23 protein-coding genes are annotated in these 24,872 nt (G+C 48.6%); 2 read left to right on the forward strand and 21 right to left on the reverse strand.

The features are described from left to right. Positions 1-29: 29 nt before the first annotated feature. The 3 genes from ACOJUN_RS23180 to truA form a co-directional block, all read right to left on the reverse strand. Positions 30-164 (reverse strand): KTSC domain-containing protein, encoded by a 135-nt coding sequence (locus tag ACOJUN_RS23180; protein WP_422134216.1) that lies wholly within the window; start codon positions 162-164, stop codon positions 30-32. Between the two features lie 458 nt (positions 165-622). Beyond that, positions 623-1,795, reverse strand: coding sequence for an RNA-guided endonuclease InsQ/TnpB family protein (locus ACOJUN_RS23185; protein ID WP_422134217.1), 1,173 nt, complete (start codon positions 1,793-1,795; stop codon positions 623-625). Positions 1,796-2,267: 472 nt separating this feature from the next. Next, a complete protein-coding gene (gene truA, locus ACOJUN_RS23190; RefSeq protein ID WP_422134218.1) occupies positions 2,268-3,071 on the reverse strand; it encodes a tRNA pseudouridine(38-40) synthase TruA in 804 nt (267 codons plus the stop codon). A 380-nt stretch (positions 3,072-3,451) separates the two neighbouring features. Between truA and ACOJUN_RS23195 the strand changes: the two genes are divergently transcribed. Then, positions 3,452-4,723, forward strand: a complete 1,272-nt coding sequence (locus tag ACOJUN_RS23195) for a hypothetical protein (protein WP_422134219.1) — start codon at positions 3,452-3,454, stop codon at positions 4,721-4,723. A 391-nt stretch (positions 4,724-5,114) separates the two neighbouring features. On the opposite strand, the gene ACOJUN_RS23200 is transcribed toward ACOJUN_RS23195, so the two are convergent. The 12 genes from ACOJUN_RS23200 to ndk form a co-directional block, all read right to left on the reverse strand. Next, positions 5,115-7,523: a FimV/HubP family polar landmark protein gene (locus ACOJUN_RS23200; protein ID WP_422134220.1), complete on the reverse strand. Its 2,409-nt coding sequence runs from the start codon at positions 7,521-7,523 to the stop codon at positions 5,115-5,117. Positions 7,524-7,924: 401 nt separating this feature from the next. Next, entirely contained in the window at positions 7,925-8,932 is a 1,008-nt protein-coding gene (locus ACOJUN_RS23205; RefSeq protein WP_422134221.1) for an Asd/ArgC dimerization domain-containing protein, read from the reverse strand. Between the two features lie 316 nt (positions 8,933-9,248). Next, a complete protein-coding gene (locus ACOJUN_RS23210; protein WP_422134222.1) occupies positions 9,249-9,698 on the reverse strand; it encodes a PaaI family thioesterase in 450 nt (149 codons plus the stop codon). Continuing rightward, positions 9,695-10,156: a PaaI family thioesterase gene (locus tag ACOJUN_RS23215; RefSeq protein ID WP_422134223.1), complete on the reverse strand. Its 462-nt coding sequence runs from the start codon at positions 10,154-10,156 to the stop codon at positions 9,695-9,697. The genes ACOJUN_RS23210 and ACOJUN_RS23215 overlap by 4 nt, the downstream gene beginning before the upstream one ends. A gap of 215 nt (positions 10,157-10,371) precedes the next feature. After that, positions 10,372-11,838 (reverse strand): ribosome biogenesis GTPase Der, encoded by a 1,467-nt coding sequence (gene der, locus ACOJUN_RS23220; protein ID WP_422134224.1) that lies wholly within the window; start codon positions 11,836-11,838, stop codon positions 10,372-10,374. 224 nt (positions 11,839-12,062) lie between these two features. Further along, on the reverse strand, positions 12,063-13,217 hold the full coding sequence (bamB, locus tag ACOJUN_RS23225; RefSeq protein ID WP_422134225.1) for an outer membrane protein assembly factor BamB: 1,155 nt from the start codon (positions 13,215-13,217) through the stop codon (positions 12,063-12,065). Positions 13,218-13,220: 3 nt separating this feature from the next. Next, positions 13,221-13,886 carry a YfgM family protein gene (locus ACOJUN_RS23230; protein ID WP_422134226.1) on the reverse strand — a complete coding sequence of 222 codons (666 nt, stop codon included), beginning with the start codon at positions 13,884-13,886 and terminating at the stop codon, positions 13,221-13,223. 3 nt (positions 13,887-13,889) lie between these two features. Continuing rightward, positions 13,890-15,170: a histidine--tRNA ligase gene (hisS, locus tag ACOJUN_RS23235; protein ID WP_422134227.1), complete on the reverse strand. Its 1,281-nt coding sequence runs from the start codon at positions 15,168-15,170 to the stop codon at positions 13,890-13,892. Between the two features lie 192 nt (positions 15,171-15,362). Beyond that, complete coding sequence (locus tag ACOJUN_RS23240; protein ID WP_422134228.1) at positions 15,363-16,337, reverse strand: helix-turn-helix domain-containing protein; 975 nt, start codon at positions 16,335-16,337, stop codon at positions 15,363-15,365. Further along, positions 16,327-17,085, reverse strand: a complete 759-nt coding sequence (gene pilW, locus ACOJUN_RS23245) for a type IV pilus biogenesis/stability protein PilW (RefSeq protein ID WP_422134229.1) — start codon at positions 17,083-17,085, stop codon at positions 16,327-16,329. The genes ACOJUN_RS23240 and pilW overlap by 11 nt, the downstream gene beginning before the upstream one ends. 143 nt (positions 17,086-17,228) lie before the next feature. Continuing rightward, a complete protein-coding gene (rlmN, locus tag ACOJUN_RS23250; protein WP_422134230.1) occupies positions 17,229-18,377 on the reverse strand; it encodes a 23S rRNA (adenine(2503)-C(2))-methyltransferase RlmN in 1,149 nt (382 codons plus the stop codon). A gap of 289 nt (positions 18,378-18,666) precedes the next feature. Continuing rightward, positions 18,667-19,098, reverse strand: coding sequence for a nucleoside-diphosphate kinase (gene ndk, locus ACOJUN_RS23255; protein WP_422134231.1), 432 nt, complete (start codon positions 19,096-19,098; stop codon positions 18,667-18,669). Positions 19,099-19,415: 317 nt separating this feature from the next. Between ndk and ACOJUN_RS23260 the strand changes: the two genes are divergently transcribed. Further along, complete coding sequence (locus ACOJUN_RS23260; RefSeq protein ID WP_422134232.1) at positions 19,416-20,789, forward strand: serpin family protein; 1,374 nt, start codon at positions 19,416-19,418, stop codon at positions 20,787-20,789. Between the two features lie 58 nt (positions 20,790-20,847). Here the strand turns inward: ACOJUN_RS23260 and iscX are convergent, their stop codons facing one another. The 6 genes from iscX to iscU form a co-directional block, all read right to left on the reverse strand. After that, on the reverse strand, positions 20,848-21,042 hold the full coding sequence (gene iscX / locus ACOJUN_RS23265; RefSeq protein ID WP_422134233.1) for a Fe-S cluster assembly protein IscX: 195 nt from the start codon (positions 21,040-21,042) through the stop codon (positions 20,848-20,850). Between the two features lie 83 nt (positions 21,043-21,125). Then, a complete protein-coding gene (fdx, locus tag ACOJUN_RS23270; protein ID WP_422134234.1) occupies positions 21,126-21,464 on the reverse strand; it encodes an ISC system 2Fe-2S type ferredoxin in 339 nt (112 codons plus the stop codon). 3 nt (positions 21,465-21,467) lie between these two features. Beyond that, positions 21,468-23,333, reverse strand: coding sequence for a Fe-S protein assembly chaperone HscA (gene hscA / locus ACOJUN_RS23275; RefSeq protein WP_422134235.1), 1,866 nt, complete (start codon positions 23,331-23,333; stop codon positions 21,468-21,470). A 9-nt stretch (positions 23,334-23,342) separates the two neighbouring features. Beyond that, positions 23,343-23,885, reverse strand: coding sequence for a Fe-S protein assembly co-chaperone HscB (gene hscB / locus ACOJUN_RS23280; RefSeq protein WP_422134236.1), 543 nt, complete (start codon positions 23,883-23,885; stop codon positions 23,343-23,345). A gap of 207 nt (positions 23,886-24,092) precedes the next feature. Beyond that, a complete protein-coding gene (gene iscA / locus ACOJUN_RS23285) occupies positions 24,093-24,416 on the reverse strand; it encodes an iron-sulfur cluster assembly protein IscA (protein WP_317142071.1) in 324 nt (107 codons plus the stop codon). A 54-nt stretch (positions 24,417-24,470) separates the two neighbouring features. Next, positions 24,471-24,857, reverse strand: coding sequence for a Fe-S cluster assembly scaffold IscU (gene iscU / locus ACOJUN_RS23290; RefSeq protein ID WP_422134237.1), 387 nt, complete (start codon positions 24,855-24,857; stop codon positions 24,471-24,473). Positions 24,858-24,872 lie beyond the last annotated feature (15 nt).

Consider the following 24,872-nt stretch of genomic DNA (forward strand, 5'->3'; position numbering starts at 1 on the left):
CAAGAGCCAAATCAAGAGTAAAGCTTATTTCAATTCAAACGCCTGGAAGGGTACTGTCCTCTGATGGCCAGATTGTAATAGCGACCGACAGATTCGGCAGACAGCAAATCCTGGTAAACGCTCTCAGGTACATCATAATATCGATAGAGACTGTCACTACCCACAAACTGGATTTAATGCTTTCTCAATAAACCGCTCAATATCATCACGAACACCATCTTGATTACTGTTCCTGCTAAACCTACCAAGACATCCTCACCAGGATAGGGTGGCAGATCAAATAACCAGCGGGTTTCGACAGATTGCAGACATTGCTCCCAGGAAAGACTTTCAAAGCGCTTGTTATTGTTCAATATCAGACAGTAGCGACTACCTCGAAACTGAAAACTCAAACGTTGCTGCAGGTACTGAACAGGATAAAGTATTCCGAATCTGCGCTCAGACGCTACCGGATAGAACTCTTTGCGCCATCTGAAAACATTCAGCGTTCTGCCTTCTAGAGAAACCACCTCCTCTTCATCTACCTCCCAGTCCTGCAGTCTGCTCTGATCACAAGAACGGGAATAGACCATCCTTCCACTGGTGACTGCTCCCCGCCCTGTCGGGCGAGGCTTCTGACTTCTCAGGCAGCAACCAGCAATGTGCCGGATTTACGCTTGCCTCCATCAGCAGAGACGGACAGACCTTCCGCCTTTAACTTCAAAATGCCTTGATGTTTTATGTTGATAGCGGCGTTAATATCCCGATCATGGGAAGCACCGCATTCACACGTCCATGATCTAGTTTTGAGCGGCATTTCCTCTCGCTTGCGACCGCAGCAGGAACAGGTTTTTGATGAGGCAAACCACTGGTCAATTTTCACCAGATGTTTACCGGCCTGTTTTGCTTTGTAGTCGAGCTTAGTCACAAGGGAGTGCCAACCTGCATCAGCAATGGATCGGGCAAGGCAATGGTTCTTGAGCATGTTCTTGACCTTCAGCGTCTCCACAATCACCGCTTGGTTTTCGTCAATGAGTTGTCTGGACAGTTTGTGCTGAAAATCATTACGGGCAAAAGTGACACGCTCATGCGCTTTTGCTACCAATAATCTGGCTTTGGCTCTGCCTTTAGAGCCTCTTTTGCATCGTGATAGTTTTTTCTGTTTTCGCTTCAGGTTGCGTTGGGCCTTTTCTATGAACCGTGGATTACTGATTTTTGACCCAGTGCTGGTAATGGCAATGTCTGTCAAACCGACGTCTACACCAACTATGTGAGAGCCTTGAAGATCGGTTATTGGTTTTGTTTCAGGCTTAGCATCTTCAGCCAGTACAGAAGCGTAAAACTTACCTGTCGGTGTTTTGCTTAGGGTAATCGACTTGATTTGTCCGTTAATCTCCCGGTGTATCCTTGCTTTAATTGGCGCGCACTTGGGTACTTTGATCCAGTCGTCACCTGTGGAAACAGAAGTGCAATGGTAGCTGCTTTGCTTACCATGCTTTGACTTGAAACGAGGAAAACGAGCTTGCAGCTTCGGATTAAAGAAGTTCTGAAATGCCTTGTCCAGATTGATAATGGACTGCTGCAAGGCAACCGAATCAGCTTCTTTCAACCATGAGTACTTTCGGCTTTTCTTGGCAATTACCAACAAGGGTTTCAAGTCTTTTTTCGGGGCAAGGTTCTGCTCTCGCACCTTGTAGTAATGATTCTTGATGACCAGAGCTTTATTCCAAACCTTACGCACAGCACCAAATTGACGGTTTAAAAAATCCGCCTGCTCTGGTGTTGGGTAGATGCGTACTTTAGTGGCTTTCAACATAACTCTTTACAAGTAAGTGCTCATTATTACAATGCCTGAAATAATATACTTATTACAGGTTATTTCAATTGACTGCGTACCAGCTTGCAGGCGGAACGCTCTGAGTTCCCGTCTTATATCCCCACCCGATTGAGGGTGTCGCAAAAGGTCAATTAAAACGCTTCAAGCTTCAAACCGTCATCTCCGCGAAGGCGGAGATCCACTGCTCGTGGTGGGTTCCCGCCTGCGCGGGAACGACAATCTTGATATATCCTGCTGACCATACCCTTTTGCGACACCCTCGATTGGGCGAGGGTTTACGACGATTTTGCTAAAACACAGACGATAAAGCCTGCTGTAGACCGATGTCGTTTTCTCATAATCCATCCCTGGTTGCCTATTTCCTTGGCTATAAAAATATCAATCGATGAAGACAAATGCTTTATATAATAAAAAGACCTCTTGCCAGCCCGATTGTTAAGTGACTTTCAGGTCACCAGGGCAGCGTCGAGGCTACGAAGAAAGGATTCGGTTCACTTTTTGGCAGTTCGAAATCTGCCGGATAACCCACATCAACAAAATAAAGACCATGGGGCTTGGCTGTAGTACCTCCTTCAGAACGTTTTCGGGCCTCCAGCACTTCTTTTGCCCAGACCGGTGGTTTTCTGCCCGCACCAATTTCCAGAAGAACACCCGTGATGTTTCTTACCATATGATGAAGAAAAGCATTCGCCCTGACATCAATCACCACCATATCGCCATGTCTGTAGACATTCAGATGCTGAATTTCACGAACCGCATGTTTCGCCTGACACTGTACCGCCCGATAAGCATCAAAATCATGCTCACCAATAAGCTGCTGCCCGGCAATATTCATCAACTCTACATCCAGTGGCCGGTAGTAAAAGGTGACACCTTTAGGCAGGTGAGCGGGTCTCACCGGTCGATTAAGAATCACATAGCGATATCTGCGCCACAGTGCAGAATAGCGGGCATGAAAGTCTTCACTGACAGGCTGAACCCAGTTGAAGGAGATGTCATCCGGCAGGTTGGTATTCCCTCCAAATGTCCAACCATAACCACTACGAACGGACTCAGTATCAAAATGAATAATCTGGTTGCAACCATGCACCCCGGCATCCGTCCTTCCTGCACAAACGACAGAGACAGGATGATTGGCTACGTTCGACAACGCCTTTTCTACAGCAGCCTGAACCGAGGGAAGCCCTGACTTCAGACTCTGCCAACCATGGTAACGGGAACCATCGTATTGAACACTGGCAGCTAATCGCGGCATGAAAAATACTCACTCCATCCATTAAAGAGGCTGCTGCAAAACTCCAATAACTCATTTCCACGCTGGGACCAGGAGAGCCTTTGAGCATAGGTGCCAGAGTTTTACAACAGCCACTAAAAGGAGGGAAATTTATCAGGAGGCAGAAACAATTGGTAGGGCAGCAAGCCGAATAAACATAGGGTCCGCCTGGTTTTTAGACACTGAGACGCAATTTTTGGTACTCGAATGAAAAACACGTTTCTTTTCCAGATGCGTCACTTTCCTGGTCTATCTTTACTCCCTACAAAAACACAAATAGATGTAAGGATAGATTTTTGAAGAACCTACTCTCCAATAGATGCAATGACAGAGTTTTCAGAAAACCACTCTCTGCAGGTCTTATGCTGCTGTTACTCTCATTGCCCGCTATTTGCCAGGCCGAATCATTTAAAAGAGGCTTTGTTGTCGAGTTGCAGCAGGATGAAAGCTCTCCAACAGGCAGCTTTTCTATACTGCAAGACCCGCACACCTTAATGAGCACCCCGTCATACCTTACTGATATAAACGACTATGCAGAAGCAATTTTGCCGCCAGAGGAGAAAGCAGACAGACTTGGCTGCGGGGTAAAAACCTCCTTATTTGAGTCGATCTCGTGGAAATTGATTTACGCCACTCATTTTCTGGTTGCTTACGAACTGATTATAACCACCAGTGATGCTATGCTGAGCGCCAAACCTTATTCAGGGGTACCTGCAGAAGCGCTTGTCGCTGTCGGCTCACTTTTGCAAAGCTATTGGAACACCGATTCACCGCTATTCAATCCGATAGGGCAACTGCAGGCAAGTCAGGATGATCCGTTTGTGATCACCACGATGATGCTCCCCGGACGTGGTCAACAACAAAGTCAACAAAAAAGCCAGGAACCAAACCAGCCATCAGCATCACCCGGTCAGCAAGCCTCTCATTCAACCACGCTGCTTAAAGCCACTCTCACCTACCGTTCGGGCTCCGGTGACGGCAACAAAAGCCCCGAACAACAACAGCACACTTTGGGTTTAAATTGTCACGTCGACTCCTGTAATGGCGTTTGTAAACTACGACAATCATCTGATAGCGGCGAGTCATCAGAAGAGAGGTCGCTGAATGCCGCAGAAACTCCAACAAACCAAACTGCAGTGACACCAGAACAAAGCAAGCAATACGCACGAATGGGTGATCTCATTCAAGCCCTGCACGATCTTCAGCCGTACGCCCTTACAGCATCGTTTATCAAGCCGGAAAATGAACCGCAGGAGCAAAGAAGAGCCTACAAGAAGCAACCCAAGCGCTTACATAGCACCGTCAGCAGTCTGAATAGAAGAAGATCCAGTCTCTTCGAGCAACACCATTGTAACGAGACAGTGGTCAGGGCGGATGGCAAGGAGCACCGATGCGATCGGGTCTCAGTCAGCGCTTCAGCCCTCAAGCGTCACAAAAAAAGATTCCACACAGGGTCACAAACTTATGATGAGCCAGCGCTCGGAGAGGATGATCAACAACAGTCATGTGGAACAACCTTCGAGAACTGTGAACAGCTGCCCTATCAGACAGAAGCGCATCGAAAAGGCAAGCAACTTCCTGATACAAAGCAGAATGAAAATGACTTAAACCCTTCAGAAGAAAGCAAAGAGTGATCCAGCTTTCAGCCACTATTAAAAGACACTTCCAGAATGAACAGGCAGCTCGAATATTATCTGGATTTTTTAACAGGGCAAAAAATGTCTGTTTTTTTGCCTTTGCTGCAATGCTGGTTAAACTTCTGACAGACACTCGTCGCCTGTTGCTTCAACCCTGATTCCGATGGCTAAAAAAAAGCCCGATGTGAACCATTCCGGGCTTTAAGTACCTAACCAGTTGGTTTCGCATATTCTGGACGGCGGCTTTTTCCATCCTTCTGCGTTCCAACTCTGGTTGCGCAGCTATGGCTACGCGCCCGTCGTTGCGCCTTGAAGGATGAACAAATCCACTCGCCAGAATATGCGAAACCAACTGGCCAGGTACTTATTGAATTGAGGCTGGGGAATGTTAAACCGCATGCTCCATCAGTGCCTGAGCTTCCTGCTTCTGCTCATCAGAGCCAGACTCAAGCACCTCCTGCAGAATGTCCCTGGCACCTTCTATATCACCCATGTCAATGTAGGCCCTTGCCAAATCCAACTTGGTTGCTGCTTCATCGTCATCAGAAAGGAACTCCAGATCATCGTCTTCCAGAACCGACTCCAGGTCAGGCAGGCCATCATCGAAGCTCAGCGACTGTTCGTCATCATCGGCATAGCGTTCATCCAGTTCAAGCTCCAGATCATCAAGATTATCGCCTGGAGCAGGAACCGCTTCCTGAGCAGCTACGTCCGATTCTGAAGGCAGCTCCAGTTCTTCAAGTGCCTCAGAAGTATCGTCTTCGCCCTGTTCTGGCTCCAGATCAAGATCATCCAGCTGGAAGTCCAGATCATCAGCCGACTCAGCAGGCTCATCATTGAACTCCAGGTCATCCAGATCAAATTCCAAATCACCCAGCTCGCCATCAGAATCAACATCGCTTTCATCGTTGAGTGCTTCATTCAGGTCGAATTGCTCAAAATCGTCATCTGCCTCTTCAGTAGCCGCTTGTTGAGTAACATCTCCAAAGAAAGCTTCAGCCGGGAACCGGGCTTTATAGGCATCAGCCTGACGCAAGGCATCCTGATCATCCAGCGACTCAACACCTGCCAGAGCTGCCTTAAAGTTATCCAGATCATTATTTTCAGCATGAACTTCCAGCAGTTTGAGTCTCAGATCCGAACGATCCGGCTCATTTGCAATGGCTTTTTCCAGAAGCTCAACAGCTTGCGGAAATCTGCCGTAGGCAATATAGATATCGGCTTCACTGATTGCATCCTCGGTCTGCTGAGTCGTCTCTTCTGGCTCTTCATCTTCAAGCAGACTGTCTTCATCGATTTCGAGTGTCTCATCCAGCTCAAACTCTTCCTGATCATCCTGTTGAGGTTCATCAGGAATCAGCGACATCGGCTCCAGGCTGGACTCTTCTTCAACTTCGATCTCGTCCTCTTCTTCCTGCTTGCGACGTCGGTAAACTAACAGGGCCGCAATCAGACCTAATGGCAGCAGAGCTGACAAAGCCAGATAAAGAGGGTGACCAAACAGGAAGCTCAGGAAGCCAGGCTCAGATTCTGGTACTGGTTGCTCAGCCACAGGAACCGGCCTGGTTTCCGGCGCTATTTGCGCCGGTGTCCCGACAGGCTGCTGTGTCAGTGCGGCCATCTGATCATCTTTCAGATCTATCAGTCGTTTCAGGGTACTGATCTGATCGTCGAGATCTTTTAAACGGCTTTTAAGCTCTTCATTCTCGCGAGTCAGGTTATCCATCTTCTCACGAGTCATTGCCAACTCATTCTGAAGCGCCGTGGTTGCCGTGTCTGCAGACCCTCTTCCCAGATCACTGCCCGCACCGGAACTATTATCTGTGGCAACAATCGACAAACGCCCATTGTTTCCAGCACCTTCTCCACCCGACTCGGCTGAGCTGCGTCGTGTTGCATCCAGTTGCTCCAGACGAGCCTGCCACTCACGATTCTGTCGAGCCACTTCACTAACAGCATCCTGAAAGCTCACTTGTGCAATTTCATCTCTGTCAGGCAAGCGCAACACCTGTCCTTTTTTGAGACGGTTGATGTTATTTTGAACAAAGGCTTGTGAATTCTTTTTCTGCAGAGCCAGCATCGTCTGCTGAATACTCAGATCACTGGCAGGCCTGACACTTCTGGCAATATTCCAGAGACTATCATTAGGCTGCACTTCATAAGTATCTCGCTGGCCTGGTCCAGAATAGCTACGGACACCGGTGCGAACAGGCTCTTCCCTGACCGGATTGACCTGGATCGGCCTGGATGATTCTTCTGGCTGGTAGGATGAAGATTGACTCTCAGAGTACCCTCTCTGATCGAACGGATTCACACTCTGACCACGTGAAGACTCAGGAAAACCACTGTTGTATGTCTGGGTAGAAGCAGGATTTACCGGAGCCGCTGCCTCTTGGCTAAAGGCTGGCGGATCCAGCAGCATGGTGTATTCCCGGAGCAGGCGACCACTGGGCCAGTGCACTTCCAGCAGAAAATTAAGGAAGGGCTCACGAACCGCCTGACTGCTGGTGACATGAATATAGCCCGTACCGTCCTCTCTCAGAATGGTTTTAAAATTCAGGCCAGTCAGACTGAAAGGCCTGTCGAGCCCCGCCCGTTGAAAATCTGCACGACTGGCAAGATTGGGCAGAATCTCGTTCCGGGTCAACTCTCTGACTTGCAGCAATTCAATCTCGGCATCCAGCGGTTGATTGAGCGCAGAATTCAAGCGCACTTCACCCAACCCCAGTGCATTCGCCAGACCGGAACCCATTGCTCCTGATATGACCATAGCTGCTACAAGCTTTTGCAGTTTCATTATGAGTCCTTGTTATCTGCACGAATCAGAAAACCCGCCCGTAAACACACCTTACATCGACAGCCAGAAGCAGAACCGAGTTAAAAACTGAACAATTCAGGTCGTCAACTATTCTCAACCCCCGCCTTTCGGGGCATGAGGTTTTCTTTGACGACACTTTTTATAACAAACAGCTTTCCAGATGTGTGCTGCACCCTCAAACAGAAGACAGGTGCCCAATCTGTACTCCAACATGGAATACACCAAAAGCTATGATCACTCATAGCCATAAAACCGGTACGGCTAACAGTTCCTGATTACCTGAAGCCCTACGCTGCTCTAGTCAAAGCAAGGCTTCAGGATAAAATTTTTATTATTCTGACAATTTCAATAAGGAACTGTCACTATTCTAAGCTAAGTTATCATTTTAAAAAGTCTTTTAGCAATATCTCTGCCACTGCCAATGCCTGAAATGCGCCACATCGCACCGGATCAGCAACAATCCAGAGACATATTTGATCGGCATGATCCGGATTTTGACGAATCCGACCAACGACAATGGCATCTTTTCCTGCCACAGTTTCAACAGAAGGCATTTCATCATCGGCCGCCAACTCAATACCAGCAACCCCTGCAAGGAGATCCCTGACAGTCTGCTCATCAACTGGACGGTCCAGATCCAGGTGAACTGCGAGGCTGTCACCAAAGAATACAGGCACACGCACACAGGTAGCACTGACCCTGAGATCATCCTGATCCAGCCCTTTCATGAGTTCTTTAGCAATCATTCGCTCCGGTAATGTAAAACCTGCCTCAGTGACGACACCCACGTGCGGCAGGACATTGAAAGCAATTCGTTGCTCAAAAAGCTTTTTCTTCACCGGCTTGCCACTGAGCAAATCAATTGTTTGCCCACGCAATTCTTCAATCCCTCTCTGACCAGTTTCAGCCAGTGAAAGGCTGGCCATGACATTGATAGAATCAATGCCGACTGCATCTTGAAGCGGCTTCATGACCTGAAGCATCAGGGCAGCAGGACTGGCAGGAATTGCGATCTCCTGCAAGCCTGACAGTTCCGCAGCATCAGACAGACCCGGCAGGTACATCTCGGCCTCGGCACCAATAGCACCATTAACTACACGACAGCCACACTCACTGGCCAGATTCAGAACCTCAGGATTAATTTGTGAGCCAGCGGGTATAATCAGAAGATCGGCATCGGCATAATGAAACGTCAACGCACTAATCACATCGACTTCAGCGCCTTTGAAAGCTACTGTAGTCTCATCTCCAGGCGTATTGGACTCTTCAGGCCCTGTCAGCGGATAGACAACTCCGGGGGTTAAATGGCTCTCTTCCAGAATAGCCAAGACTGCTTCCCCGGCAAGACTCTGTGCATCATAAATCGCTAAATCAAAGGTTCCGCTCATGAGCTTCTCTGCATCTGTACAAAATTGTCGGGAAATGTATCAGGAAGTATTCAGGAAAGCATCACTCAGGCATGAATTGCAGTCATGCCCGAGCTCATGAGATCAGGTTCTAAATACTCGGCCATACGGAATCGAATATTTCTGGCTTATTGGGCAGGTGCTCTGCAAGGCGCAACGACGGGAACATAGCATGCTATGTGACCAGAGTTGCAACGCATCACGACTGCATGGATGCAGGAGCTAGAGCAACGCAGGAGCAGTTGCCGCGAGTGCCTGAACAATAAGTCAGAAAATATGATTTCGTATGGTTGAGTACTTATAAGCTATCAAGCCGAAAGTGTGCTCTTGCTGTTGCCACCGGTATTTCCCTGCGGCTCTGCCAGGCGGTGATCGCAACATTGGCGATCCGGCTACCCTGTCTCACCACATCGCATTCTGCAAAAACATCCTGAATTTTTGCGCTTCTTAAATAATCAATAGAAAAATCCACAATCTTGGCAATTTTTGGCTCATCCATAAACAACATCAAGTGAATGGCTGCCGACATTTCCATAAAACCACCCAGCACACCACCATGGAGTGCTGGTAACACCGGATTACCCGTGTTATCTCTGTTTTCAGGCAGAACAAAAAGGGCATCATCACCCAGAGACTGGCAACTCATGCCAATTTTCCTGGCGTAGGGCAAGAGCTCCGTCAGATAACTGTAATCACTGGTCGCTCTGGCCTGAAGCAGAACCTCACGAAAGTCGTTCTGAATCTTCATTTTGCCAACCCCTTAGCCATTTGGCTCAAGGTTCGCCCGGATCTCATAAAGGTTCCCACGCCGTGCGCAAAAGGCTCGTCACGATTGCCCTGATAGACTACCCCTCTTGTAAAGACAACGGTTTTAGTAACCCGATAGGCTTCAGCAAAGCAGCGAACCGGCTTGAAAGGAGCCGGAAAACCCAGATGATCAATTCGCAGGTCAATGGTAGGACAAGTCTCAAAGCCTGGCAGACTTATACAGGCGGCTATACCGAAAGCGCTATCCATCAGGGTTGTTATCGCACCTGAATGAATGATTCCACTTCCCGGGTTGGCTTCCAGTTCGTCACTAAACGGCATGTTAATGACAACACCTTCAGAAGAGGCATGCTCCGGCTTCATCTCCAATACACGACAATGGGGAACTGCTTGGAAAAACTGCTGAACAATGCTTACTATCTGCTCATCGCTATTCATGTCAATGCAATCTCAAATCATAGTAAGTACCAATGTACAGCATAACCATTTTCAAACAACTGTTTAATTTACTGGCAGCTATAAGATTTGCCCCCCTAAAGGAGAGAAAATCGTCGTTAATCGGAATGTTACAGATGCAAATCCATTTAATACTGAAGAGAATGGGCCTGAGTGCAACGCTTGCACCCAGCTTTTTATCAGCCCACGTAGTCTATCTAGCGGCGAGATTTTTGTTTTTTCTTTTTATCATCCTTCCTCTTGCCTTTCAGTTCAATAACACGACGCTTGTGAGTTACCTTCCGCTCACCCCCAGAGCTCTTCTTGTGAACCGCTTTGCGTTCTGCATAAGGGTTTTCTGAAGAACGGAATTCAATCCGAATGGGTGTTCCCATGATCTTTAGCACCTTTCTGAACGTATTTTCCAGATAGCGCTTATAGGAAGCAGGAACTTCTTCTGTCTGATTACCATGAATAATGATAGTCGGTGGATTCATGGCACCCGCATGACAGTACCTTAATTTGATACGACGATTTCGAACCATAGGTGGCTGATGAATCTTGGTAGCATCTTCCAAAATTCGGGTCAGCTGGTTGGTAGACAGTTTGCGAGTCGCACACTCATAGGCTTCGTCGATAGAGTCATAGAGATGACCGACATTAGTTCCGTGCTTGGCAGAGATCATGTGAATACGGGCAAAATTGATAAACTCCAGCCTTCTGGACAGTTCTTCTTTAACCTTTTTTCGCTCTTCTTCTTTCATGCCGTCCCACTTGTTTACGGCAATCACAACGGCACGACCAGCTTCCAGCACAAAGCCCAGCAGATGCAGATCCTGTTCCACAATCCCTTCTCTGGCATCCACAACCAGTACCACGACATTGGCATCTTCAATAGCCTGAAGGGTTTTAATTACTGAGAACTTTTCAGCCACTTCATGGACTTTACCACGGCGGCGAACACCTGCCGTATCGATCAAAGTGTAATCCTGACCCCAGCGTTCATAAGGTATGTAAACACTGTCGCGGGTAGTTCCGGCCTGATCATAAACGACAACACGTTCTTCCCCCAGCAAACGATTGACCAGTGTCGACTTACCCACATTGGGTCGTCCTACAATGCCAATCCTGATACCTCTGGCCTTGACCGTTTCCGGGTCGTCTTCATCTTCTTCAAACTCATCGGACTCTGGCCCCATCACTTCTTCGAGAACGCCTTCAATCATGCCTTTGACACCACGGCCATGAACAGCAGCAATATGGAAGGCTTCACCAAAGCCAAGAATGGCAAAATCGGCTTCTGCCTGATCAGCATCAACGGTATCCGTCTTGTTAAGCACCAGATGGTACTGCTTGTTCTGCTTACGCAGATGACCAGCAATCATTTCATCAGCGGCAGTCAATCCGGCTCTGGCATCGACCAGGAACAGAACAATATCAGCTTCCCGGATGGCCGCCAGGGACTGTTCAGCCATAGCTGAATCAATGCCTTCCTCATCACCGCTGATTCCACCGGTATCAACAACAATATAAGGTCTCGAGCCCATTCTGCCTTCCCCGTATTTACGATCACGGGTAAGACCGGCTACATTGGCAACCAGAGCATCACGAGAGCGAGTCAGACGATTAAACAGCGTAGACTTGCCAACATTGGGACGCCCCACCAGGGCAATTACAGGAACCATACACTTCATTCCACTGGGGCTATTGAATACCCCCAAAACTTTAAACCAGTTACAGACAAACTGCCGTTTAAGTGGGAGCAGTCTGTCATGAAATCTGTCCTGACAGACCTTGACGGGTCAATTGCAACAGATTCCCAGCATTCAAATAACAGAAAAAGGGCTGAACCTTCCAAGATTCAGCCCGACTTTAATCCTTTGCCAAAGTCACTGTTTGATTCAGCAAATTATTTTTGGTTGAGCGCAGTCAAAGTACCTTCGGCACTGAGCACAAAGAGGAAATCACCCGATACCACAGGAGGGGCTTTGATCGCTGATGAACTGGCCTTGAACCGACCTGCCATAACACCATCAACCTGAGACAATAGATGAACATAGCCTTCCAGATCAGCCACAGCTACATAGCTGCTATATGTCGTTGGCGCTGTCAGCAAACGATATTCCAGCTTATCCTGCCTCCAGCTGACCGCACCACTGCGCTGATCCAGAGAACTGACATAACTGCTGTCATCCGTCAGATACAGGGAGCCGAAACCTTCTGCAATCGACTTGTAGCTGGATAATTCCCGACTCCAGCGGACACGGCCACTGTACATATCCATGGCAGCTACATTACCCTGAAAGCTGACCATAAACAGGTTGTCACCTACGATCAGTGGCTCCGCCTTAATGTCGACCATTCTTTCCAGCTCGGAAGAACCTTTCGGAATAGAAACCCGACTGTTCCAGAGAGGACCACCATCATTCACCCTGAATGCCTTCGCCTCACCATTGGAGAGCCCAACAAACACCGCTTCGCCTTCAATAAGCGGCGTACTGGAGCCTCTCAAAGTCAGTGCAGGTTGCAGGTTTTCCTGATGCCAAAGCTCCTTGCCGGTTTCAGCATCGAGAGCCGTAATCGTATCGTCAATACTCTGAACCATGACGACACGACCGTTGGTTTGGGGAGAAGAAATCACTTCACTGCTTACTCTGGCTTTCCAGAGCTCACTGCCATCTTCCTCTTTCAGGGCAATGACATGCCCATCCAGGGTTCCCAGAAGCAGTATCCCGAAGTCAGCAGTAATGCCACCACCGACAGCTAATTCCAGACTTTTCTTCCAAATCTCCTTACCAGTCTCAAGGTTCAGGGCAATGACATCCCCCTGAGCGCCTGCAGCATAAATCACATCGCCTGAAACAGAAGGCACCAGTCGCTCATAGCTGTCTTCGACACCTTTACCGATACTTCTGGACCAGACCTCTTGCAATTCAATATCCGGCTCAAACCCGGTGAGGGTCTTTGGTTTGCGGACTATATCCTCGTCATCGGAAAACAGGCTACAGGAAGCCAGCCCCAGCGTCAGGGAAACGATCAGCAGTGATCTGATTATCCTCTCCATCCATTAGCCCTCTTTTACGTTAGCTGCCAGATCATCCAGTTTGAACTGCAGCAGAGGCCGGGACTCTCCGTTAGTACGGGCAGCTTCCAGTGCCTTTTCATAGGATTCACGTGCTTTGTCTCTCTGACCCATTGCCAGATGTGCATCGCCTCGAACGGACTCGATAGTCGCTACAAAACCGGCTTCCGAATCGGCTTTGGCCAAAACATCCAGCGCCGCTTGTGCGTTATCGTCAGACTGGCTCAGCATCACTCGCGCCAGTCGGGCACGAGTCACCAGCTCAATTTCCAGATCGGGCTTTTGAGCCAGCACCCATTCAAGGGAAGAACGGGCACCATCAAGATCATTATCCAGAACCTGTTCACGGGCCTGAAGCAGTGTTGCAAAAGCCGCATAATCAGAGCTCTCGTAATCAGACTGCAGAGTTTCCACCACGTGTTTAACGGTGGATTTCTGTTGCTCTGACAGCGACTGCCCCTGAGTAGTGACTTCCAGAAGGCTCTGATAAAGCTGTGATGAAGCAGCTGCCGTTTCCAGCTGATTCTTCTGGTAAGCCTTGTAGCCGAAAATAGCTACGACAGTGATAGCAACGCCAGCAACAACCGGCTTGCCGTATTCCTGCCAGAGGTTCTTAAGCAGTTCTACTTCTTCTTCATCTGTACGGCTCACTCTTTACTCCTGAATTCGCTTTTTCAAAAATTCAACCACAGCAGGAATATCCATGCTTTCCTGCTCACCATCTATTGACAGAGACTTAACGGTTACCGACTGACTGGCCAACTCATCTTCTCCAATGATGAAGGCGAAGTCAGCTCCGCTGTTAAAGGCCCTTTTCATCTGTCCTTTAAAGCCTCCACCGCAATTGACCAGAATGCGCACATCCGGAACCGCTGTTCTTATTTGCTCAATCAGGGGCAGAGCTTTAGCACTGACACCCTCTCCACGGGTGACCACAGCGACATCAACTGTCTTTTGAACCGACTCGGGAATCAGATTCAACGTTTCCAGCATCAGTACCAGGCGTTCCAGCCCCATGGCAAATCCTACTGCCGGGGTTGGCTTGCCACCCAGCAGTTCAACCAGAGCATCGTAACGGCCACCACCGCAAACGGTTCCCTGTGCGCCAAGACTGTCTGTTATCCATTCAAACACGGTCCGGCTATAGTAATCCAGCCCGCGCACCAGACGTGGATTAACGACATAAGAAATCCCTGCCGCATCAAGAATACTTTTCAGGGATTCAAAATGTTCGGCCGATTCAGCGTCCAGATAATCGTGCAATACCGGTGCATCCGCAACAATTTCCCGGGTGCGTTTATCTTTACTGTCAAGAATTCTCAGAGGATTGATACCCAGACGATTCCGACTGTCTTCATCCAATTCCTGTTCGAAGCGGGATAAATACTCGACCAGAGCCTCACGATAATTCTGCCGAGCTTCCAACGTACCCAGAGTATTGAGTTCCAGACGCACATGCTGATCAATACCCAACTCTTTCCAGAGTCTGGCAGTCAACAATATAAGTTCCGAGTCAATGTCGGGGCCAGCCATGCCGAAGGTTTCAACACTAAACTGATGAAACTGACGATAACGACCTTTCTGTGGACGCTCATAACGGAACATAGGCCCCATAGTCCAGAGTCTTTGTGTCTGGTTATAGAGCAAACCGTGCTGGATACCGGCTCGAACACAACCGGCTGTCCCTTCGGGACGCAGAGAGAGACTCTCGCCGTTGCGGTCCTCGAAGGTGTACATTTCCTTTTCTACAATATCTGTACCTGCACCGATGCCCCGGCTAAATAGTGGACCGGGCTCAACCACAGGCATCCTGATTTCGCGATAACTGTAAGTCGCCATCAGGTTACGGAGTCTGGACTCCAGGTACTGCCAGGCAGGACTCTGATCTGGCAGGATGTCATTCATCCCGCGAATGGCTTGAAGTTGCTTTGCCAAGTTCTGACGCCCTCTCAATCCTCTAAATGAACGTTGGTGAGCAGGTAATAATGGCAGATAATGCCTGAAGCATTACTATCAACCGGCAAAAATTGCTCAAAAAGGCTTATTCCAACGACAAAAGCGCCAACTATAACTTTTCCGGGGCCCTGAGTATAGGCAGACTGGCTTGTCGCAGAACCGGATTCTCAATCAGCCAGCTTTCAGTAACAGGCTTGCTACCCTGCGACCCGAGCCAGACGTCTTGACCGCGACTTTTTTGCCATCAAATTTTAGATCCGCCACACCTTTCACATTCCCAAAGCGGACCTGAACGGATGAGGGTACTTCAAGCTCCAGGTTTGAGCCTGCCCTCTGAACATCGGTATAGAGAGCACGACCACTCATATCCTTGACTTCAATCCAGCAGTCCTCAACAAAGTCAATAGCCAGCCTGACAGGGGAGCCATTGTCGGAGAGAGAGCCCTCAGCACCAGAGAGAGAGCCGTCAACATCGGAAAGAGAACTGCCCACTTCGGGAAGAACCCGTTCAGTTTGACCAAGAGGTTCTTCACTGTCCTGACCAACCGCAGGTATATCATCATTTTCTGATTCGTTCTCAGGCTCTGTCACTTCCATTTCAGAATCATCAAAGTCAACCTGCACGGGCATCACTTTTTCTGCTTCAGAAACATCTTCTGACGACTCGATAACAACGGAGGGCTGCTGCCGAAAAATCACTTCCGATTGCGAAGCAGAACGTTTGTCCAGATTCCATCCATAATAACTGCCCGCCCCCACCAGAATAACCGTGAGAAGGCTTGCTCCCCAGGCAAAAAAAGAAGACATTGGACGCCAGGTTGTCAATGGAGCACCTGCTTTCAAATGAGGGGTTTCGGCGCCACTGTGCCCGGTGAAACGATCAAAGTGATCCACCAGTTCATCACCATCCAATCCGAGAGCCCGGGCATAGCGTCTGACGTACCCCCGGGCAAAAACCAGACCTGGCAGTGTCTCAAACTCATTACTTTCCAACGCCAGAATATAAGACTCTGGCAACTTCAAAAGGTCTGCAGCCTCACCTATTGAAAGACCTGCTTTTTGCCTTCCAGCACTCAGTAACTGACCAGGAGCGACAGCAGAAGCCTCCTCCTGGTCTTCCTGGCTGTTTTGCTCATCAGTACTCATAACCGCTTCTACTCCGCACTCCCTCTCCAGTGGAAGAAGGGAATAAACGCCCTAATTGCAAAGAATAACTGGCTGCAGCATCCTGATCGCCATTAACTCTGGCCAAGCGAACCCCCAGCCTCAGGGATCGCTCATTCTGACGGGAAAGACGGGTAAAGACCTGATAGTACTTCCAGGCTTCACGAAACTGGCCTTGCTCTTCAAGTATCGCCGCTAATTCCAGACTTGCACGAGGTAAATTACTGTTCAGTTTCAGAGCTTTGTCAAAATGCTCTGCAGCCAGAGATCGTCGGCCTTGTTTTAATGCCACCAGCCCCAGGTTTTCATAAGCTCGGCTGCGGCTACTGTAACGAACGTCACCGGCGGCTTGCTCAAATTCACGGTAAGCCTCACTCAGGCGGTTCTGACTGAAGAGAAATACACCAAAGTTATTGTGGATTTCAGAAGAGTCAGGATTAAAAGACAGGGCTTTCCTGAAAGATGTCTCTGCCAGGCTGGCTTCTCCCTGAAGCTGATAAACCAACCCAAGCATGCCGAAGGCATCGGCTGATCGGGGCTGGATCTCCAACGCTCGATTAATCGGCTTGACTGCCTTTTCGGTTAGACCCTGTTGCACATACCCCCTGGCCAGTTCAAGGTAGCTACGGACAGCTTCACCTTCATTGACGGGTTCAGGCCCGCCGGTTGTCACACAACCACTCAGGATGATACTGAACAAAACTGCACTGATTCCCAGTTTTGCGATCATACTTCTCCCCGTTTTTTAATTATTTTGAACATAGTAAGTGAACCGGGATAGTCGAGGCCACAGAAATCTGGCCCCTGCGGTCATAATTTTCAGCTCAAACAGGCTTTTACCAGAATCAATGAATTGGAAACCGGATACTCTGATCAGCCAACATTTACCTGACGAGCAGCGATATAGCGTTCACTTCTTCGTGTTTTGTCTGCAACCTGCCCCACCAGCTGGCCACAGGCAGCATCAATATCGTCACCACGAGTCTTGCGCACGGTGACATTAAAGCCGGCTTCCTGAAGTTGTTCCTGGAAGCGACGTACAGCATTGTTGCTGGGGCGTTCATAACCGGAATGCGGGAACGGATTAAAGGGGATCAGGTTGATTTTACAGGGGACATTCTTCAACAACTGAATCAGCTCAATGGAATGCTCAGGCTGATCATTCACTCCCGCCAGCAGCGTATATTCAATGGTTACGACACGTTTGTCTGGAAGCCCACTCATATATTGTTCGATCGCATCCAGCAAGTCTGACAACGGATACTTACGGTTAATCGGAACCAGCACATTTCTCAATTCATCGTTAGCTGCATGAAGCGACACTGCCAGTGACACATCGGTCACCTCACCCAGTTTACGCAGGGCGGGAACAACCCCCGAAGTACTCAGTGTTACCCTGCGCTTGGACAGGCCATAACCCAGGTCATCCATCATCAGGTTCATGGCATCAACGACATTGTCAAAGTTCATCAGAGGCTCACCCATCCCCATCATTACGACGTTGGTGATAGAACGATCTTTCTTTGCGGGAACATTATTAAAGTGACGCGCGGCAATCCAGACCTGACCGATAATTTCCGCCACAGTGAGATCGGAGTTAAAACCCTGTTTACCGGTGGAGCAGAAACTGCAGTCCAGTGAACACCCTGCCTGGGAGGATACACAGAGGGTGCCGCGCTTTCCTTCCGGTATATAGACTGTCTCGACACAACTGCCCGAAGCGACTCTGACCACCCACTTGCAGGTACCATCTTCAGAAAACTGGCTACTGACGACTTGGGGACCACGAATTTCAGCCACCTCTTTCAGCTTTTGCCTGAGAGTTTTGCTGATATTGGTCATTTCATCAAAATTATCGACGCCGAAGTGGTGAATCCACTTGAGCATCTGCTCAGCACGAAACTTCTTTTCACCTATGCTGAGAAAAAAATCCACCATCTTGCTGCGGGACAGATCCAACAGGTTAACAGGTGTGTTTTGAACCTCACCGGCCTCAGCGCTTACGGTGATTAATTCTGACATTCTTAATACCTCAAAAAGCCATGAGCGCTATAAGCCGCCCAACAGCCATGGGGTGGACTCGCATTATCCCTCGCCGGAATTTAATGCAAACCTGAAATGGCTGCATTCTCACTAACTGCCATGATTGACTATAGAGAAAAGTCGTCGACACTGAGCCAATGAAAAATGATTCACGATAAAAACATGAGCGCTATTAAACCACAATAGCCACGGCATTTTTATAGATAAAAATACAGGGCATACGCCTACCCCTGATTTCAGGTTGCAGAAAGAATGCCCCGTTATGTCATTATCGGGTGCGAGGACAAACGTCTGCATCTTCAAAGAAGTAGGACACTTCTCTGGCAGCAGAAGCCGGAGAATCCGAACCATGCACTGCATTTTCATCAATAGTCTGAGCAAAATCGGCACGGATAGTTCCCGCAGCGGCTTCGGCCGGGTTGGTAGCGCCCATCAGCTCACGGTGATGAGCGACCGCATTCTCACCTTCCAGAACCGACACAACGACCGGACCCGACGTCATGAAAGCGACCAGATCCTTAAAGAAAGGACGCTCTTTATGCTCTGCATAAAAACCTTCTGCCTTCTCTTTGCTCAGATGAACCATGCAGGTTCCGACAACTTTCAGGCCGGCTTTTTCAAAGCGGCTAAATATCTCGCCGATGACATTTTTAGCAACGGCATCAGGCTTGATAATTGATAAAGTGCGCTCTACGGCCATTACACTCTCCAAATGTTCTTTTATTGGCCCATTAAGGGTCAAGTTTATAATTCAATGCGCCACCTCCAGTCATTGGGGAAGCTTGGTCGGCATTGTAAACGATCACTATCCCTGTGTCAGTCATATCCGTAAAAATCATACAAGAGAAAAAACAAACTCATATCATTGCATTTCAAAACGCCAATACCACGCTTGTCTCATTTGAGAGATCAGCAGTGCAGCTAATGTGTGTCTACAATTCTTACGCACTCCCGCAAGTGCCATAACATTTCTATTTATTCAAGCTTAATAACTCACTCACTAAGGCAGGCATAAAATTGACTTTAACAAATAAGTTGAGCAACCGTTCCTCTCGATGCGCTGCAATACAGCTTTCACTATTGACATTGTGTTTCTTATTAACATCACCTCCGCTTCGGGCCGCCCCCCAAACATGCGAGGAGTGTATGTCTGCTTTCAATGATGATGTCTTTCTGGTCTGCCCAGTTTGCCACCCGGCAGCTAACTATCCAGCTAAGTCCTTGCCAACTGCCAATCCGCCTATCGCCAGCTGCACGACACCAGATCCAGTAACTCAACCAGCAACACAACACTCCCAACAAGTGGAAGTGGTGATGCGACTTTTTATGTTGGCAGCTCAGGCCCATCCAGATTCAAATTTTGTTTTTTCCCCTGACAGCCTTTTTCACGCCCTGTCGGCCCTACTCGCGGGAGCCTCTGGTACCACCCGGGAGTTGCTCGCAAAATTTCTGGAAAGCTGTGCTTTCCCCACCACAACAGAAGAACCATGTGCCGGTTCAGGGCGAGGCGAGGTCTATTCTGTAGCTAACGCTTTATTATTGGCCTCCCGACACCAGCTTCAGGATACCTATCGAAGGGAAGCTGAAAAGATGAATACGATTGTTCATGAGAATATAGACTTTACTAACAGACCATCCGTGAAAGCACTCGCAAGGTATCTTAACGAAGAGTTCTGCTATTTAACCCATGGCATGATTCGATCTTTTTGCAATGCTGATGATTGGAACACAGAGACTGCACTTATTCTCATCAATTCTGTTTACTTCAGAGGGCTGTGGAAACAACCTTTTTATCGTAAACAGGAAGGAGGAATGTTTACTTTAGCAAACGGAAGAGTGCATCTCAGAAGAGTTTTACATCAGGAAATACAACACACAGGGTACGCTACCCACAATGAGTGGCAAGCAGTAACGGTTCCCTACCGGGGTAACTATGAAATGGTTCTGGTTTTACCCCCGGAAGGAACAGCAGTTTCAGGAATATCCACTGGATTAATGGCCAATTTACTTGCGTCAATACAAACTGTACCAGAAGTGGATCTTACTTTACCCGCTTTTGAGACCCGTTCCAAAAGTGACTTGTATTCCGCCTTACAAAACACGGGTCTGGGATGTTTGTTTGAGCAAGGCAGAGTCAATTTAGGTGGCATGCTAGTGGGTTCTTCGAAAGAGATCTTTTTAAGCGGTGTTCAACAAAATTGCGCCATAAAAGTCAACGAATTAGGAACTGAAGCTTCAGCAGTCACTCAAACTATGTTTGTCGATGGTATCAGAAATAATATCAAAATTAATTTTAACAGGCCATTTCTTTATATATTACGACATAAGAAAACAGAGAGAATACTCTTTATCGGGCAGATACTTCACCCTGAAGACCTTAACTATCGTTAACTGGAAGAATAAATCAATAATTGCTAAAAGCTCTCATTGGTACTGCTGGCTGGGCTGATCACTCAAGCTCTTCTATCCAGGCCGCCTGAATTGCTTCCAGAATCTTTTCCCCACAACGCTCTGGATCATCATCAAAATCTTCCAGAGCCATCACCCAGCCTCTCAGATCAACAAAATTGACAAATTTTGGATCAACATCCGGATGGGCATCGACCAGCTCAGCAGCAATGTCGAAAACATCTGTCCATCTCATTGCCTTTCTTCCTCCTATTCGATGATCCACTCTATGGAAAGAAAGAGACTCATTGGAGCCTCTGTAGCGAAAACACATCAGGATCAGTGTTTCTCTGACACCTGGTTTAGCGTGTACCTGGGTATTTCTACCACCAGATCCTCTTCAGCAACCACCGCCTGACAGCTCAAACGAGATTCAGGCTCCAGACCCCAGGCCTTGTCGAGCAGATCTTCTTCCAGCTCATCAGCTTCTTCCATACTGTCAAAACCTTCACGAACAACAACATGACAGGTGGTACAGGCACAGGACTTTTCGCAGGCATGCTCAATCTCAATACCATTAGCCAGAGCCGCATCACATACGGTCACCCCCGCCTCAGCTTCAATCACAGCCCCTTCCGGACAGATTTCATCATGGGGCAGAAATACGATTTGCGGCATTGTTCAGGACTCCTTGAATTCGTCAATCTTATGACCCGAGAGTGCTTTTCGTATACCCGAATTCATTCGACGGGCAGCAAACTCATCAGTGGCCTTACTGATACGTTCTATTTCAAGCTTGATGGCATCGGCATCCCCCAGACGCCTCACAGTTCCGAGTTGTTCCAGATCAGCCACCAGGCGGTTAAATTCATCTTCACTCAGCAGTTCACGCCCGTCGGCTTTAAGTGCCGTTGTCAGAGCTTCTGTCAAACGATCGGCCTCTACTTCCTGCTCCCTCAGTTTTCTGGCATCCCTGTCTTCAACAGCACTACTCACGGACTCTTTCAGCATACGGGCGATTTCATCATCGGTCAGACCAAATGAGGGCTTGACCTGTACACTGCTTTTAACACCCGTAGCCATTTCTTCCGCTGAAACATCCAGCAGGCCGTCCGCGTCAACCTGGAAAGTCACACGAATCTTGGCAGCACCGGCAGGCAGTGGTGGAATACCGCGCAACTCGAAGCGAGCCAGCGAACGATTATCACTCACCAGCTCCCGCTCACCTTGCAGAACCTGTATGGCCATTGCGGCCTGGCCTTCTTTATAGGTTGTAAACTCCTGGGCCCTACTGACCGGAATAGTGGTATTTCTGTGAATGACTTTTTCCATCAATCCGCCCATGGTCTCCAGACCGAGCGAAAGAGGAATAACATCCAGCAGCAACATTTCTTCAGCAGACTTGTTCCCTGCCAGAACATTGGCCTGTTGCGCAGCGCCCATTGCTACAACCCGATCCGGATCAATAGACGTCAGGGGTTGCTTGCCGACAAATTCAGCCACAGACTCTCGAACAAAGGGTACACGGGTAGAACCACCCACCATAACCACTTCACGAATGTCAGCCGCCTTAACGCCTGCATCACGCAGGGTTCGTTTGAATGCTCTGATGGTTCTGGAAACCAGTGGCTTAACCAGCCCATTAAACTGAACACGGCTCAGCTCACCCTGCCAGCCAGCAAAGGCGACGGGGACGCTATCCAGGTCAGTCAGGGCTTCTTTAGCCCTGCAGGCCTCTGTCATTACGGCCCTGAAAAGCCCGCTGTCAAGTTCCGCTTCAGAAACAGAAGCAGACTCCAGAATCCAATGGGCAACGGCTTTGTCAAAATCATCACCACCCAGGGCTGTATCTCCACCCGTAGCCATGACTTCAAACACGCCTTTCTTCAACCTGAGCACAGAAATATCGAAGGTACCACCACCCAGGTCAAAGACAGCAATAACCCCTTCAGCCCCGTCATCCAGTCCGTAGGCAACAGCAGCTGCAGTGGGCTCATTCAAAAGACGGTATACATGTAAACCTGCCAGCCTGGCTGCATATTTAGTTGCCTGTCGTTGTGCATCATCAAAATAAGCAGGCACGGTAATGACCGCACCATCCAGCTCACCACCCAGGCTTTCCCTGGCACGCTCTGATAATGAACGAAGAATTTCAGCAGACACTTCAACCGGACTGACAGCACCCCGACGGGTTTCAATCAAAGGCATACTGCTTTCTGATTGTGTGAAGTGATAAGGCATCACCTCACCCAGTGTGCTGACATCTTCCAGACCGCGCCCCATCAGTCGCTTAACTGAGACAATGGTATTCAGGGAATCCTCTACGACGTAAGGTTTCGCAGCCAGCCCCACCTCGATACCCTGGTCTGCGTATCGGACTATTGAGGGCAGAATATGATGGCCTTCGTGATCCGGTAATGTTTCCACAGAGCCGGATCGAATGGTCGCTACCAGGGAGTTGGTCGTTCCCAGATCGATGCCTACTGCACGTTTTTGCTGATGAGGTTCCGGAGCCTGCCCGGGTTCAGATATCTGAAGAAGTGCCATATTCGATTCTCAATCATCCAGGAGCTCGGCTTCCAGCTGTTCCAGTTCGATAGACAGCTTAACCATGAATTGCATTTTTTGAACGACAGCCGCAGCCTGCTCCAGAGAAGCCTCATCGCCCTTTTGCCAGAGAGAGGCAAATTCGTTTTGATAATCCGTTACAGATTGGTCCACCTGAGCCATCAGCCGATCCAGTTCAGACTCAGGATCCTGATGTTCACGAATTTCGCTGACAGCTTCTCTCAGCTCCATCTGCTCCATCAGGAAGGCCGTGTCCATAATCGTATTATTTTCAAGATCAACAGAATGGCCAGCCAGATCCAGTAGGTAAAGTGAGCGATTGAGAGGCAACTTCAGTGTTTCGAGCCCTTCATTAACATAGGCCGCATACTGAACCGCCAACCTTTGCTGACGCTCATCTTCCCCGGCAAACCGGTCAGGATGAACCGACTTTTGCAATTCGCGATATCGCTCGGATAACAACGCCTGATCGACCTGAAATTCGACAGGCAACTGAAACAACTCGAAAAAATTCTTGGTTAAATCGACCACGATACCGAACATTCCAAATAGGTGAAGGCCGGAATTCCATCAACAAATAAAATACCAGAAATCCCGAAACTTATTCATTACGCAGCCTTTATTACAACTCTCTCTCAATGTCAAAAAGTCTTTCACCACTCACGTGATAAAAGACTTTTTAATGCATTGTAAAAGGAACGAGGGTCAGGCTGCATGGGTATCACTGTACGTCAAAGTTCAAACGTTAAAGCTCTCACCACAACCACACTCGCTGGCTGCATTGGGGTTGTTGAATTGAAAACCCTCGTTCAAACCTTCCCTGACAAAATCAAGCTCAGTGCCATCAAGGTAGACCAGACTCTTCTGATCCGAGTATATGTAGACACCCTGACTTTTAAAAGACAGCTCGTCTTTGGCAGTTTCATCCACGAACTCCAGCACATAAGCCATGCCCGAACAGCCAGAAGTTCGCACCGCTACACGAATACCGAGACCCCTGCCGCGCTTCTTCAGCTGATCCCTTACATGCCGGGCTGCGGCTTTCGTCATGGTGATCGCCATGAAATACTCCAACTCAATACATAAATCCAGCAGGTCAATGGAATATCACCAACCTTATGACCCGCCGTGTTTGGTACGATAATCGTCGATTGCAGCCTTGATTGCATCTTCAGCCAACACTGAACAGTGGATCTTCACAGGGGGAAGCGCCAACTCTTCAGCAATATCTGTGTTTCTAATTTCTGCTGCCTGATCCAACGTCTTGCCTTTCATCCACTCTGTTGCCAGAGAGCTGGAGGCAATAGCAGAACCACATCCATAGGTTTTGAAGCGAGCATCTTCAATCACACCCTCATCGCTAACCTGAATCTGAAGACGCATTACATCACCACAGGCGGGCGCACCGACCATACCCGTACCTACCTTGTCAGATTTGTCGTCTAGTTTGCCGACATTACGGGGATTCTCGTAGTGATCGATTACTTTTTCACTGTATGCCATGATATTTTCCTCCCA

It is taken from the genome of Endozoicomonas sp. ALD040 (assembly GCF_049275945.1).
In the GTDB taxonomy this organism is placed as follows: domain Bacteria; phylum Pseudomonadota; class Gammaproteobacteria; order Pseudomonadales; family Endozoicomonadaceae; genus Endozoicomonas_A.